The sequence below is a fragment of the Mycobacterium xenopi genome (genome assembly GCF_009936235.1).
GTDB classification, from domain to species: Bacteria; Actinomycetota; Actinomycetes; order Mycobacteriales; family Mycobacteriaceae; genus Mycobacterium; species Mycobacterium xenopi.
Window position 1 is genome coordinate 4,090,672 of record NZ_AP022314.1, and the last position, 14,784, is coordinate 4,105,455.

Here is a 14,784-nt window from a genome sequence, read left to right on the forward strand (position 1 = left end):
GCCGCCTCCGGTGTCGGCGGCCCGGCTTATAGTGACGCCGCGATGGCGCTTCACCTGCACCGTGCCGAACGCACCGACCTGCTCGCCGACGGGCTGGCCAGATTGTTGTCCGATCCGCTGGCCGACCCGTTCGCCGAGGAGCTGGTGCTGGTGCCGGCGCGCGGCGTGGAACGCTGGCTAAGCCAGCGGCTTTCGCACGTGCTGGGCCGGGGCCGCGGCGCCGACGGGGTGTGCGCAGGCGTGGCGTTTCGCAGCCCGGGCTCGCTGATCGCCGAGATCACCGGCACTGTCGACGACGATCCCTGGTCGCCGGAGGCGATGACCTGGCCGCTGCTGGAGGTTATCGACTGCTCGCTGGACCAGCCGTGGTGTGAGCCGCTGGCAAAACACTTGGGCCACTTCGACACCGACGACGAGGCGGAGCTGCGACGCGGCCGACGCTATTCGGTGGCGCGGCGGCTGGCCGGGCTGTTCGCGTCGTATGCCCGGCAGCGGCCGCAGCTGCTGATCGACTGGCTGGCCGGCAACGCGGACGGTCTCGACGCCGACCTGGCCTGGCAGCCGCAACTGTGGCGGGCGCTGGTGGAGCGCACCCAAGCCGATCCCCCGCATATCCGTCACCAGAAGACCGTGGCCCGGCTGCGGGAGGGGCCGGCGGATTTGCCGCCACGGCTGTCGCTGTTCGGGCATACCCGGCTGGCCAGCACCGAAGTCGAGCTGCTCGACGCGCTGGCCACCCACCACGACCTTCACCTGTGGCTGCCGCATCCCAGCGACGACCTCTGGCGGGCGCTGTCCGGTGTGCACGGCACGGTGCCGCGCGCCGAGGACACCAGCCGTCACTGCGCCAACCACACCCTGCTGGAGACGCTAGGCCGCGACCTGCGCGAGCTACAGCGGGCGCTGCCCGCCGATCCCGCCTCCGACGAATTCCTCGGCGGCGCAAGCAAACCCGAGACGTTGCTGGGCTGGCTGCAGTCCGATATCGCCGCCAACGCGATCCGGCCCGAGGGGCGGGTTCTCGCCGCGCACGACCGCTCGGTGCAGGTGCACGCCTGTCACGGCCCGGCGCGGCAGGTTGACGTGCTGCGCGAGGTGCTGCTCGGGCTGCTTGACGACGACCCGACGCTGGAGCCGCGCGACATCGTGGTGATGTGCCCGGACATCGAGACCTACGCGCCGCTGATCGTCGCCAGCTTCGGGCTCGGCGAGACCGCCGCGGACAGCCATCCCGCGCACCGGTTACGGGTGAAGCTGGCCGACCGAGCGCTCAACCAGACCAACCCGTTGCTCGCGGTCGCCGCGGCGCTGCTGGCCATCGCGGGGACCCGCGCCACCGCCAGCCAGGTGCTCGACCTGGCGCAGGCTGCGCCGGTGCGGGCCCGGTTCCGGTTCAGCGACGACGACCTCGACGTGATCACCGACTGGGTGCGCAATGCCAATATCCGCTGGGGTTTCGACCAGTGCCACCGTCGGCCCTACGGGCTGGGCGACATCGTGCACAACACCTGGCGGTTCGGGCTCGACCGCATCTTGACCGGGGTCGCGATGTCCGACGACTCGCGGGCCTGGCTGGGCACCGCGCTGCCGCTCGACGACGTCGGAAGCGACCGGGTGGAGCTGGCGGGACGGCTCGCCGAATATGTCGACCAACTGCACGACGTCGTCGAAAAGCTCAGTGGCGCAAAGCCGTTGACGCAGTGGCTGGAGGCATTGAGCGAGGGCGTCGGCATGCTGACCGAGCCGCAAGACGCGTGGCAGCAAGCCCAGCTGCAGCGCGAGTTCACAAAAGTGTTGGCGCAGGCGGGATCTCGGGAATCGACGGTGCTGCGCCTGCCCGATGTGCGCTCGCTGCTGGACACACAGTTGGCGGGGCGACCGACCCGGGCGAACTTTCGCACCGGCATGCTGACGGTGTGCACGATGGTGCCGATGCGCTCGGTGCCGCATCGGGTGGTGTGCCTGGTCGGGCTCGACGACGGGGTGTTTCCGCGACTGCTCGCACCGGACGGCGACGACGTGCTGGCCCGCTGCCCGATGACCGGTGAGCGTGACGTCCGGTCCGAGGACCGCCAGTTGCTGCTGGACGCCATCTGCGCGGCCACCGAGACCCTGGTGATCACGTATACCGGCGCCGACGAGCACTCCGGTCACGAGCGCCCGCCGGCGGTGCCGCTGGCCGAGTTGCTTGATGCGCTGGACCAGACGACGCAAGCGCCGGTGCGCGAACACGTCGTGACCAAACACCCGCTGCAGCCGTTCGACCGCCGCAACGTCACACCGGGTGAGCTGGTGCCCGGCACACCGTTCACCTTCGACCCCACCGCGCTGACCGCAGCCCAGGCGGCAGCCGGGAAACGCTGTCCGCCAAGGCGGTTCATCGGCGACGTGCTGCCCGCGCCGCCGCCCGGCGACATCGCGCTGGCCGATCTGCTGGAGTTCTTCAAAGACCCGGTCAAGGGTTTCTTCCGGGCGCTGGATTACACGCTGCCGTGGGACGTCGACGCGGTCGAGGACGCGATGCCGGTCGAGATCAGCGCCTTGCAGGAGTGGATCGTCGGCGACCGCATGCTGCACGACATGCTGCGCGGCATCGACGCCCGCACCGCGGCCGAATTCGAGTGGCGGCGCGGCACATTGCCGCCGGGGCAGCTGGGCTGGCGCAAAGCCAAGAAGATTCGCGATCGCGCCGCCAAGCTTGCCGAGGCCACCCTGCGGGCACGCCACGGCGAGCCGCGCGCCCACGACGTGGCCGTCGACCTCGGCGATGGCCGGAGCCTCACCGGCACGGTCACACCGGTTTTCGGCGACCGCATCGTGGAGGTGACCTATTCGAAGCTGGACGGCAGGCATCTGCTGCAATGCTGGCTGCGGCTGCTTGCGCTGGCCGCCGACGAGCCGAGCCGCGCGTGGACGGCGATGTGCATAGGGCGACGCGACACGGACACCGACCGGGTTAAGGCGCAGGCACTTCGGGCGCCGGGAAACGCTGTCGAGATTTTGCGTGAGCTGGCAACGCTGTACGACAACGGTCGCCGCGAGCCGCTGCCGCTGCCGGTCAAGACGTCGTACGCCTGGGCCAGGGCCCGCGACTCGGGCACCGACCCGCGAGCAGCCGCCCGCCGCCGGTGGGTTTCGGCGAACCACTACCGTGGCGAGCACGAGGAGCCGGCCATCGAAACGGCTTTCGGCAAAAAGGCGCAGCTCGACGTGCTGCTCGGGCCGCCGCGCCCGGGCGAGGAAATGCCCGGTGAGGATACCCGGCTGGGCGCGCTGGCGGCGCGGTTGTGGTCGCCGCTGATTCAGGCGACGCAGGAGCCGGGCTGATGGATCGCTTCGACCTGCTCGGCCCGCTGCCGCGGGACGGCTCCACCACGGTGCTGGAAGCCAGCGCCGGCACCGGTAAGACGTTTGCCCTGGCCGCGCTGGTCACCCGCTATCTCGCCGAGACCGGCATCACGCTCGACGAAATGCTGCTGATCACGTTCAATCGCAACGCAAGCCGCGAGCTTCGCGAGCGGGTTCGCGGCCAGATCGTCGAAGCCGTGGCGGCGTTGGAGGGTCGCATGCCGGCCGGCGCCGACCTGCTTGGGCAGCTGACACGCGACGACGGCGACGAGCGCCTGGTTCGCCGGGCGCGGCTGCGTGACGCGCTGGCCAACTTCGATGCGGCGACCATCGCCACCACCCACGAGTTCTGCGGCCGGGTACTCAAATCGCTTGGCGTAGCGGGCGACACAGCCGCTGATGTCAAGCTGCAGGAAAACCTCGACGACTTGGTCACCGAAATCGTCGACGACCTCTACCTCGCGCACTTCGGATCAGCGGAAAACGACCCTGTGCTGAGCTACCAGCAGGCGCGTGAGCTGGCTCACTGCGTCGTGAACGACCCGTGCGCGCAGCTTCGCCCCCAGGATCCCGACCCCGAATCGGAGGCCGGCATCCGGCTGCGCTTCGCCGCCGACGTGACTAGGGAACTCGACCACCGCAAGCGCCGGCTGCGCATCCTTAGCTACAATGACCTGCTGACCGGGCTGGCAAAAGCCCTTGAGGCCCAAGATTCCCCGGCCCGCGACCGGATGCGGCGGCGCTGGCGCATTGTGCTGGTCGACGAGTTCCAGGACACCGACCTGATCCAGTGGCAGGTGCTCGAGCGCGCATTTAGCGGGTACGCGACGCTGATCCTGATCGGCGACCCCAAGCAGGCCATCTACGGGTTTCGTGGCGGCGACATCCACACCTACCTCAAAGCGGCCCGCACCGCCGATGCCCGCTACACGTTGGGCGTCAACTGGCGCAGCGACAAACCGCTCGTCGACAGCCTGCAAACCGTGCTGCAGGGCGCAGCGCTGGGCCACTCCGAGATCGTCGTGCACGACATCGACGCTCACCACGACGGGCACCGGCTGGCCGGGGCCCCGCACAACGCGCCGTTTCGGCTGCGCGTCGTCAAACGCTCAGCGCTCGGCTACGACCCGGACACTCTCATCCCGATCGCCCGACTGCGCCAACACATTCCCGCCGATCTGGCCGCCGACATCGCAGACCTGTTGGCCAGCGGCGCCACCTATGCCGGTCGCCCGGTGCAGCCCGGGCACATCGCGGTGATCGTCAACCGGCACGAAGACGCGCGGGCATGCCGAGATGCTTTGGCCAGCGCGGGCATTGCGGCGATCTACAGCGGCGACAGCGATGTGTTCGAGTCGCAGGCCGCCAAGGACTGGTTGTGTCTGCTGGAAGCGTTCGACGCGCCGCACCGCAGCGGGCTGGTCCGCGCCGCCGCGTGCACGTTGTTCTTCGGTGCGACCGCCGAAACCCTGGCCGCCGAGGGTGATGCGCTGACCGATCGGGTGGCCGAAACGCTGCGCGAGTGGGCGGGTCATGCCCGCCGTCGCGGTGTGGCCGCCGTGTTCGAGGCCGCGCAGCGGGCGGGCATGGGCCGACGCGTGCTCGCCGAGCAGGGCGGCGAGCGGCACATGACCGACCTGGCGCACATCACGCAGCTGCTGCACCAGACGGCGCACCGGGAGCGCTACAGCATGCCCGCGCTGCGGGATTGGCTGCGCCGCCAGTGCGATACCCGCGCGCGGGTAACCGAACACAGTCGCCGCTTGGACAGCGACGCCGACGCGGTGCAGATCATGACGGTGTTCGTGGCCAAGGGATTGCAGTTCCCGATCGTGTACCTGCCGTTCGCGTTCAACCGGAACGCGCGCAGCGACGACATCCTGCTCTATCACGATGACGACACACGCTGCCTCTACATCGGCGGCCAAGATCGCAGCGCCGAACGTCAGGCCGCCAAGAGGCTGAACCTGCGTGAGAACGCTCACGACAACCTGCGGGCCACCTATGTCGCGCTCACCCGGGCACAATCGCAAGTGGTGACGTGGTGGGCCCCCACCAAAGACGAAGTCAACGGCGGCCTTTCGCGGCTGTTGCGCGGTCGCGGTATCGGCGAGCCTGAGGTGCCCGACACGTGTGAACCGGGCATCACCGACGACGACGCGTGGGCGGTGTTCAAATGTTGGGAGGCCGCGGGCGGGCCGGCGGTGGAGGAATCGGTGATCGTCTCCCCTGCCACTGTCGAAACCGGCGGCCCGCCGACCGGTTTCGAGGTGCGGCACTTTCACCGCGCGATCGACACGGGCTGGCGGCGCACCTCGTATTCGGCGCTGGTGCGTGAGCCGGAATCCGTCGACGTGGCCAGCGAGCCCGAGGCCACGACCCGCGACGACGAGGTGGACAGCGTCGTTGTTACCGCACCTGCTCCCGGTCTCGACATTGCCTCGCCGCTGGCCGCAATGCCGTCTGGTGCGGCATTCGGGTCGCTGGTGCACGCGGTGCTGGAGACGGCGGACCCCTCGGCGGCCGATCTTCAGGCCGAGCTCGACGCGCAGGTGCGACGGCATTTGGCGTGGTGGCCGGTCGACGTTGCCGCTGACGAATTGGCCAGTGCGCTGGTGCCGATGCACGACACGCCGCTGGGACCGCTGGCCGCAGGGTTGACGCTGCGTCAGATCGGCGCCGGAGACCGGTTGCGGGAGTTGGATTTCGAGATGCCGATGGCCAGCGGCGACCTGCGCGACGCTGCGCCCGAGGTGTGGGTGCGCGACGTGGGCGAGCTGCTGCGGTCACACCTGCCCGCGGGTGATCCGCTCGCGCCGTATGCTGAGCGGCTGACCTCGGCGCCGCTGGCTCATCAGTCGCTGCGCGGATACTTGACCGGCTCGATCGACGTGGTGCTGCGCATACCCGGCCCGCGCTACTTGCTCGCCGACTACAAAACCAACCGCCTGGGCGACACCGCGGCAGATTACAGTGCCGCCCGGCTCGCTGAGGCGATGTTGCACTCCGACTATCCGCTGCAGGCGCTGCTGTATGTTGTTGTGCTGCATAGGTTTCTGCGGTGGCGCCAGCCCGGCTACGACCCCGGGACCCATCTCGGTGGGGTGTTGTACCTGTTCGTGCGGGGCATGTGCGGACCCGACACACCCGGGTGCGGCGTGTTCGGGTGGCGGCCGCCGGCCCAGCTGGTGGTGGCGCTTTCCGACCTGCTCGACGCCGGGAGACAGGCCGCATGACCGACACCGAAGTCGCTACCGGCCCCACCGGTCTGCTGCACACGTTCAAGCAGGCAGGTGTGCTGGACGTCGCGGATGTGCATGTGGCGGAACGGATTTGCGCACTCGGCCGGGAGCCGGACGAGCGGGTGGCGCTGGCCGTGGCAGTTTTGGTGCGCGGGCTGCGGGCCGGGTCGGTGTGCGTCGACCTGGCGGCGGTCGCCTCGACCGCCGACGCTGACGACGTCGCCTGGCCGGAACCCGCTGAGTGGCTGGCGGCGGTGCGGGCTAGCCCGCTGCTGGGCGAGCCGCCGGTGCTGCGTCTCTACGACGACCGGCTGCACTACCTGGACCGCTACTGGCGGGAGGAAGATCAGGTGTGCACCGACCTGGCGGCGTTGCTGACCTCGACGCCTGCGGTCGAGCTGCCCGCCCTCGAGCGGCTTTTCCCAGCCGGTTTCGAAGAGCAGCGGCAGGCGGCGAAACTGGCGCTGTCACAACAGGTTACGGTGTTGACCGGCGGGCCCGGCACCGGCAAGACCACCACCGTCGCACGGTTGCTCGCGCTGCTGGCCGAGCAGGCCGAAGCCGCTGGGGCGTCGCGGCCGCGGATCGCGTTGGCGGCACCGACCGGCAAGGCGGCGGCGCGGCTGCAGGAGGCGGTGGCGGTGGAGCTCGACAAGCTCGATGCGGCCGACCGGGCGCGGCTGGGCGAGCTGCAGGCGATGACGCTGCATCGGCTGCTCGGCTCGAGGCCCCGTACGTCTTCACGGTTCAAACACGATCGCGGGAACCGGTTGCCGCACGACGTGATTGTGGTCGACGAAACGTCCATGGTGTCGCTGACCTTGATGGCGCGGCTGCTGGAGGCGGTGCGTCCGCAAGCCCGCCTGATCCTGGTCGGCGACGCCGACCAGCTGGCGTCGGTGGAGGCCGGGGCGGTGCTGGCCGATTTGGTGGACGGGCTGTCGGCGCGCACCGATGTGGAGGTTGCGGCGCTGCGGACTTCGCACCGATTCGGCGAATCGATCGGGGCGCTGGCCGACGCGATCCGGGTCGGCGACGCCGAGCGTGCCGTGGCGCTGCTGCGGTCGGGCGACGAGCATCTCGAGTTCGTCGAGGATCCCGACCCGACCCAGCGACTGCGGACCATCCTGGTGCCGCACGCGCTTCGGTTGCGGGAGGCTGCGACTTTAGGCGCGGCCGACCAGGCGTTGGCGATCTTGGGTGAGCATCGCTTGTTATGCGCTCACCGCGACGGGCCTCGCGGTGTGCGGTACTGGAACCGCCAAGTCGAGACCTGGCTCGCCGAAGAGACGGGTATGCCGACGTGGTCGGACTGGTATGCCGGGCGGCCACTGCTGGTGACGGCCAACGACTATGGGCTGCGTGTCTACAACGGCGACACCGGGGTCGCGGTGGCGGGCCCGGATGGGTTGAGGGCCGCGATCTCGGGTGCGAGCGGACCGCTGGACTATGCGACCAGTCGGCTCGGCGACGTCGAAACCATGCACGCGATGACCATCCACAAATCCCAGGGCAGCCAGGCTGATCAGGTGACCGTGCTGTTGCCCCAAGAGGATTCGCGGCTGCTGACCCGAGAATTGTTGTATACCGCGGTAACCCGCGCCAAACGCAAGGTGCGGGTGGTCGGCTCGGACGACTCGGTGCGGACGGCAATTCAGCGGCGTGCGCTGCGAGCCAGCGGGCTAGCCCAGCGGCTGGCCGCGTCGCATGGGATTCATCGCCCCCGAGTAGTGGTTGACAGTCCTGAACAGTTCGGCAAGTAGCCAGGTTCACGACCGAACGCAGTTCCCGTTCCGACGTCTGATCGCGCAGCGTCGCCATGCTGCTGAAACGGGCTTACACGCCGACACAACTTGAGCAGATGTTGGCCGATATTCCCGTTCCGGGACAAGCAAATTCGGCTCGTCGACATTGGCGTGGAACTCTGGCTCGGTAAGTGAGGCTACACGCGCCAGCCATCCGACGCTGCGCCGTGAATACCGCAACGCCATTGCGATACGGTGTGACGGTTACCGCCGTCTGCCCCGGCCCGGTGCCAACCGAATTCCAGACGGTCAACGACGCCGACTTCCTGGTCAGCCGGCTCCCGGCATTCGCCCGAGTTCCCGCCGAGCGGGTAGTCGCCGACGCCCTGAAGGCCGCCGAGCGCGGCCGCGCGACAGTGGTTCCCGGCGGGCCGCACGTGCGAAGTTTCCTGGCGTCCTCCCGGTTCATCCCGACCCCGCTGGCCTTGCCCGTCGTCACGCGGATGTACAAGCGCTAGCCGCGGCGCGGGAAGTTACCCTGGCCACCGTGAGCGAACATCTGCCTGGCGGTGTGGTGCACGAGCTGCCTGCTGACCTGCGTGAGGCGCTGCTCGGCAACTCCGCGGCACTCGCCGCCTGGAACGACATAACACCCTTGGCGCGCAACGAGTTTATCTGCTGGGTCGAGGACGCCAAGCAAGAGAAAACCCGACAGCGCCGCATTCGCCGAACTCAAGAAGAGCTTGAAGAAGGCCAGCGCCGCCCTGCTGCTGGCCAGGCTGCAAGCACCGCGAGCGCACCGGCAGGTGAGCGCGAACCGCGTCAGCTCTGCGTCCGCTGAGCGGAGACGAACAAATTCCGCGGGGCCGTGTCCTCGACTTCCTTGGGGAGTGGGCGGCCATACCCGGCCATCAGCTCGGCCGACGGGGTCACCGTCACCTGCCAGCCGTGCCTGCGCAGCCAGTCGCCGACGTCACTGCGCTCCTCGAAATACCACAGCTCGTCGGTTCGGGGCACTTCGCGTTGCGGGTCGACCCGGGCCATCAATTCGCGGACGCGATCCATCCGCTCACGCCGTTTGGCGCGGGCTTCGGGGTCGGCGAAGTTGGGTGCTAGCGCCTCGACGGCGATCCGGCTGCCGGTGACGGTGAGCCCCTGGACCCGGTCGAACAGCAAATCCTGGGCCGCCGCCGGCAAATACGGCATCAGCCCCTCGGCCGACCATGCGCTGGGCGCTGAGACGTCGAAACCCGCCTGCCGCAACGCCGTTGGCCAGTCCTGGCGCAGATCCACCGCGACGGCGACCCGGTCGCAGGCCGGCTGCGCGCCGTGCGCGGCCAAGGTCGAGGATTTGAACTCCAGCACCCGGGGCTGGTCGAGCTCGTAGACCGTGGTGCCGTCGGGCCACGCCAACCGCCAGGACCGGGAGTCCAGACCCGCCGCCAGGATCACCACCTGGCGGATGCCCGCGGCGGTGGCGTCGAGGAAGAACGTGTCGAAAAACCTTGTCCGCGAAGCGAAATAGTCGACCATCGACCGCATCCGCAGCGGCAACTCGGGCTCGGCTTCGACCACCTCGGCGGGCAGTTCGCGAGCCTCATACCAGGTCCACACGCCCTCGCCGACGGCGTCGAGGAAAACCCGCGCAAACGGATCGCGGATCAGCGGGTCGTCGCTCTCGGTTTCCGCGGCCCGCGCCGCCGCTACGCCCAGCGCGGTTGCGCCCACACTTTCGGTGATTTCCCAGGTGTCGTTCTCGGTTCTCGCCACGTCATCCGACCCTACGGAAGAATCGCGGCCGACATGAACCACACCTCCCCGGTGGCATCCCGTCGACGCCACATCCTGCGGCTGGCGCTCTTCGCCGGCGTGTTGTTCGTGGTGTTTTACCTGGTGGCCGTCAAGCAGGTCATCGACGTCGCGGCGCTGCGGCGGGCGATCTCGGCGACAGGGCCGGTGGCGCCGCTGGCCTATGTCGTGGTGTCGGCCGGGCTTGGGGCGGTGTTCGTGCCGGGCCCGGTTCTGGCCGCGGGCAGCGGGTTTCTGTTCGGTCCGCTGCTGGGGATCGCCGTGACATTGGGTGCGACGGTGGGCACCGCGGTGGTTGCGAGTTTCGTCGGCCGTCGGGCCGGGCGGGACAGCGCGCGGGCTCTGCTGGGCACCCAACACGCCGAACGCCTCGATGCGCTGATCGACCGAGGCGGGCTGTGGGCGGTCGTCGGACAGCGCTTCGTTCCGGGCATCTCGGATGCGCTCGCCTCCTACGCGTTCGGGGCGTTCGGAGTTCCGTCGTGGCAGATGGCGGTTGGCTCGTTTGTCGGTTCGGTGCCGCGGGCGTTCGTCTACACCGCGCTGGGCGCTTCGATCGCGGAGCGGTCGAAACCGTTGGCCTACGCGGCGATCGTGGTGTGGTGCGTGACCGCGGTCGTCGGGGTGGACGCTGCGCGGCGCGGCTACCGGACATGGCGTGCGCATCATCGGCCGGGCAGTGGCCGCCCGGATTCCGATAGCGACGCATGTTGACCGGAGTGTCGCGGACGAAACCGCGGCACTCCAGCGCCCAGTCCTCCGACACGCCGCGGTCCGTGGCTTCACGGCCCACCGCGGGCGGCCTAGGGTGGTCGCCATGGCTAAAACGGTCCAGCCGATGCAGGCCCTCGCGAGGATCCTGACCGAACACGGCCCGCTGCACATCGACGAGATCGGGCAGCGGCTGCGGGAGGCCGGCGTCGCCGAACCGGATATACCGTCACCGGCGGACATTGAAATGGAATGTCCGGCAAGGGAACTCGTGGACGAGCGATGGGCCTGGCTGTCGGCGGTGCTCGCGGGCCGCGTGTTTACCCACCGGCTCGGTGCCGACGAGGTGGCCCACGACATGCTTGCTGTGTCGCCGGACCTGGACCCGATCACCTCGCTGTGCGAACACGACGAGTATCAGCGGCTCGTCGACGGGTCGGCGGCCCAGGTCGTGCTCGCCGAGTTCGATGACGAGCTGCTCGAGGAGCGCGGCATCCCCGTCGAGGCAGTCGACCCGGGCGGTGCGCTGCTGCTGGAGCCGCGCACGCTTACGGGGTTGCAGGTGACCGAGGGCGACCTGGTGGGGCTGCGGCTGACCGAACAGGGACTCACGATCGAACGCGTCACTGCACCGGTACCGCACGCGGAGGTCGGCGCCCGGCTGGCGGCGGTGCTCGATGACGACGAGCCGCGGCTCTTCGACCAGGTGGTGTGGACGGCGTGCGTCGAGGATCCGGCGGCATTTACCGAGCCGCTGGCACCGCTGAGCGAGATCGCCGACGACTGCGGCCTGACCCGACGCGGCGAATGGCTCGCACCGGCCGGATTCGATTTCGCCCGTTGGGATTTCGAACGCGGCTGCGCGCGGCTGGTGGAACGCCACGACATCGACCCCGACGACGCGTTCGCGGTATACACGCTGGTGCAACTGCATGAGCAGGTATCGCTGGGGATCGACGCCGCCGAATCGGGCGAGCCGCACGACCAGGCCGCGCCGCGACCCACCGACGACCGGCTCTTCCAACTGCTGGGCAAGCTCGGGGCCGCGTTGGCCGACCCGCTGCTGGCAGTGCTGCTGGTGGACGAGACGATCGGCAGCGGTTGCGAGGGCGCGGCCGGGCTGGCCTTGTTGGCCGCGATGCTGGAGCCGGAGGTGCCACGTCCGGCGCAAGTCGCGTTTCGCTGGCTGCGCGCGGTGGCGCTGGAACGGCTCGGCGCCATCGACGCGGCCGAGCGTGAGCTGCTGGCGGCCGAGTCGATGGATCCGGACTGGCCGCTGCCGCTGCTGGACCTGGCCCGCTTTGCCTCCGATCGCGGCGACGTCGAGCACGGGTTGGGATTGCTGCGCCGCGCTGGCGTCGACGAGGACTACCCGCTGTTCGAGCTGCTGCGGCAGTATCGGGCCGAGCCGCGAAGCGGGCTCGGCCGCAACGAACCGTGCTGGTGCGGGTCGGGTCGCAAGTACAAGAAATGCCATCTCGGGCGTGAGCGGTTGCCGCTGGCCGAGCGGGCACGCTGGCTGTATGCGAAGGCCGTCCAGCACGCGCTGCGGAGCGGCTGGAATGACCTGCTGATCACGGTGGGCTACGAGCGCTGCCGGCACGCCGACGACGATCCCGACGCGCTGGAGCGGGCGCTGGACGATCCGCTGGTGATCGACGCGGTGCTGTTCGAGGGCGGGGCGTTCGCGGAGTTCCTCGAGATGCGCGGGTGGCTGCTGCCCGACGACGAACGGCTGCTCGCCGAGCAATGGCTGCTGGTCGAGCGGTCGGTGTTCGACGTCGAACAGGTGCGCCGCGGCCAGGGCGTCACCCTGCGCGACGTGCGCACCGGCGAGCGGCACGCGGTGCGTGAGCGAACGGCCAGCCGCCAGCTCGAGCCCGGACAGCTGATCTGTACCCGCGTGCTGCCCGCCGGGGACACCATGCTGATCTTCGGCGGGATCGACCCGGTCGCGCTGCACGAGCGCGATGCGCTGATCGACCTGCTCGACACCCAACCCGACCCGGTGACATTGGTGGCGTGGCTGAGCCGCCGGTTCGCGCCGCCGACGCTAGTCAACACCGAGGGCGACCCGCTGACCCTCTGCGAGGCCCGCGTTCGGGTGAGTGACCCAGCCAGGATCCAGGCCGCGCTCGACGACACCTACGACCGGGTCGACGGCGACGGGCCGCAATGGTTCGAGCTCGTCATTACCGATGGCGTGCAACGGATTCGGGCCACGCTGGCCTTAGACGGCGACACGCTGCGGGTGGAGACCAACAGCGAGGAACGGATGGAGCGGGTGCTGGCCACGCTGGCCCGCCTCGACCCGGCGATGAACGTGCTGGACGACGAGCGCCGCCCGATGCGTGACATGCGGCAGGTCGCGCGGTTGGCCGAGGAGCTGCCCGACGCGGACCCGCTTGAGCCTGCCGATCCCAAAGTGGCTGCGGCCCTTGAGGAATTCATCCGGGACTACGAGACACGCTGGCTCGACGAGCCGATTCCCGCGCTCGACGGCCACACCCCGCGGCAGGCCGCCGACGACCCCACCCGGCGCGGCGATCTGATCAAACTCCTGGACGGCTTTCCCGCCGGTCCAGCCGCCGGCGGCGGTATGGATGCCGACCGGCTGCGCGCGGCGCTCGGGCTGCGGTAGCCGACAGATCGGCGCCCGACGGTGGCGACGTCGCAGCGGTGCAACGACAACCTCGAATGTGGCGGCCTTGGCGGCGCATCATGGAAGGGTGCGGATCGCAGTAGGGGTTTCCACCGCGCCCGACGCGCGACAGGCCGCGGCGGAGGCGGCAGCGCAGGCGCGCGACGAACTCGCCGGTGAGACGCCGTCGCTGGCCGTACTGCTCGCGTCACAGTCGCACACCGACCACGCTGCCGAGGTCCTGGGCGCAGCGCAGGAAATCGTCGAGCCGCCCGCGCTGGTCGGCTGCGTGGCGCAGGCCGTCGTCGCCGGCCGCCACGAGTTCGAGGATGAGTCCGCGGTGACGGTGTGGCTGGCCTCCGGCCTGCCCGCCGAGACGTTCCACCTGGACTTCATCCGCGCCGGTTCGGGTGGGCTGCTCAGCGGCTACCGCTTCGACCGGACCGGCGACGATCTGCACCTGCTGCTGCCCGACCCGTACACGTTCCCGTCGCACCTGCTCATTGAGCACCTCAACACCGACCGGCCGGATGCAACACTGGTGGGCGGTCTGGTCAGCGGCGGGCGCGGATCGGGCGATGCCCGACTATTCCGCGACCGTGACGTCCATAGCTCCGGTCTGGTCGGCATGCGGCTGCCCGGCGGGCGGGCCGTTCCGATCGTGTCGCAGGGTTGCCGGCCGATCGGCCACCCATACATCGTGACCCGCGCGGACGGCGCGGTGATCACCGAGCTGGGCGGGCTGCCGCCGCTGCTGCGGCTGCGCGAGATCGTCGAGGGGCTGCCGCCTGGCGAGCAGGAACTCATCAGCCGCGGCCTGCAGATCGGCATCGTCGTCGACGAGCACCTGGCGACCCCGGGGCAGGGCGACTTCGTGATCCGCGGCCTGGTGGGCGCCGACCCCTCGACCGGGGCGATCGAGATCGGCCAGGTGATCGAGGTAGGCGCGACCGTGCAGTTTCAGGTCCGCGACCCGGTAAGCGCCGACAAGGACCTGCGCCTGGCCGTGGAGCGGGCGTTGGCTGAGCTGCCCGGGCGCCCGGTGGGGGCGCTGTTGTTCACCTGCAACGGGCGGGGTCGGCGCATGTTCGGGGTCGCCGATCACGACGCCTCAACCATTTCCGAGCTGCTGGGCGGCATTCCGCTGGCCGGTTTCCTCGCCGCCGGGGAGATCGGCCCGATCGCGGGCCGCAACGCGCTGCACGGGTTTACCGCGTCGATGGTGCTGTTCCTGGAATGAGGTGCCGGCCGATCGCGATCCGTCTCATCTGCCCTACAGGTCCTCGCC

At 69.7% G+C, this 14,784-nt stretch carries 8 protein-coding genes and 1 pseudogene; 8 read left to right on the forward strand and 1 reads right to left on the reverse strand.

What is annotated here, in order from left to right; all coding sequences use genetic code 11:
• The first annotated feature begins 42 nt into the window (after positions 1-42).
• The 5 genes and pseudogenes from recC to MYXE_RS19550 all read left to right on the forward strand — a co-directional run bounded on the left by recC (position 43) and on the right by MYXE_RS19550 (position 9,145).
• Entirely contained in the window at positions 43-3,327 is a 3,285-nt protein-coding gene (gene recC, locus MYXE_RS19530; RefSeq protein ID WP_085198104.1) for an exodeoxyribonuclease V subunit gamma, read from the forward strand.
• Positions 3,327-6,584: an exodeoxyribonuclease V subunit beta gene (gene recB, locus MYXE_RS19535; protein ID WP_085198208.1), complete on the forward strand. Its 3,258-nt coding sequence runs from the start codon at positions 3,327-3,329 to the stop codon at positions 6,582-6,584. The genes recC and recB overlap by 1 nt, the downstream gene beginning before the upstream one ends.
• Positions 6,581-8,353, forward strand: a complete 1,773-nt coding sequence (recD, locus tag MYXE_RS19540; protein WP_085198101.1) for an exodeoxyribonuclease V subunit alpha — start codon at positions 6,581-6,583, stop codon at positions 8,351-8,353. The genes recB and recD overlap by 4 nt, the downstream gene beginning before the upstream one ends.
• Before the next feature lie 239 nt (positions 8,354-8,592).
• Positions 8,593-8,853, forward strand: coding sequence for an SDR family oxidoreductase (locus MYXE_RS24040; RefSeq protein ID WP_085198098.1), 261 nt, complete (start codon positions 8,593-8,595; stop codon positions 8,851-8,853).
• Positions 8,854-8,894: 41 nt separating this feature from the next.
• Positions 8,895-9,145 (forward strand): annotated as a pseudogene (locus MYXE_RS19550) (YdeI/OmpD-associated family protein).
• 12 nt (positions 9,146-9,157) lie between these two features.
• Here the strand turns inward: MYXE_RS19550 and MYXE_RS19555 are convergent.
• Complete coding sequence (locus tag MYXE_RS19555; protein ID WP_085198095.1) at positions 9,158-10,105, reverse strand: class I SAM-dependent methyltransferase; 948 nt, start codon at positions 10,103-10,105, stop codon at positions 9,158-9,160.
• Positions 10,106-10,138: 33 nt separating this feature from the next.
• On the opposite strand from MYXE_RS19555, the gene MYXE_RS19560 reads away from it, so the two are divergent.
• From MYXE_RS19560 to MYXE_RS19570, 3 genes are all read left to right on the forward strand, one after another.
• Entirely contained in the window at positions 10,139-10,858 is a 720-nt protein-coding gene (locus tag MYXE_RS19560) for a TVP38/TMEM64 family protein (RefSeq protein ID WP_085198092.1), read from the forward strand.
• A 103-nt stretch (positions 10,859-10,961) separates the two neighbouring features.
• Positions 10,962-13,496, forward strand: a complete 2,535-nt coding sequence (locus MYXE_RS19565) for a YecA family protein (RefSeq protein ID WP_085198204.1) — start codon at positions 10,962-10,964, stop codon at positions 13,494-13,496.
• An 88-nt stretch (positions 13,497-13,584) separates the two neighbouring features.
• Positions 13,585-14,736 carry an FIST signal transduction protein gene (locus MYXE_RS19570; protein ID WP_003921180.1) on the forward strand — a complete coding sequence of 384 codons (1,152 nt, stop codon included), beginning with the start codon at positions 13,585-13,587 and terminating at the stop codon, positions 14,734-14,736.
• Positions 14,737-14,784 lie beyond the last annotated feature (48 nt).

Bases quoted from the DNA above. Each gene is read 5' to 3' on its own strand.
- recC (WP_085198104.1), top strand. From the start codon at position 43: ATGGCGCTTCACCTGCACCGTGCCGAACGCACCGACCTGCTCGCCGAC.
- recB (WP_085198208.1), top strand. From the start codon at position 3,327: ATGGATCGCTTCGACCTGCTCGGCCCGCTGCCGCGGGACGGCTCCACC.
- recD (WP_085198101.1), top strand. From the start codon at position 6,581: ATGACCGACACCGAAGTCGCTACCGGCCCCACCGGTCTGCTGCACACG.
- MYXE_RS19560 (WP_085198092.1), top strand. From the start codon at position 10,139: ATGAACCACACCTCCCCGGTGGCATCCCGTCGACGCCACATCCTGCGG.
- MYXE_RS19565 (WP_085198204.1), top strand. From the start codon at position 10,962: ATGGCTAAAACGGTCCAGCCGATGCAGGCCCTCGCGAGGATCCTGACC.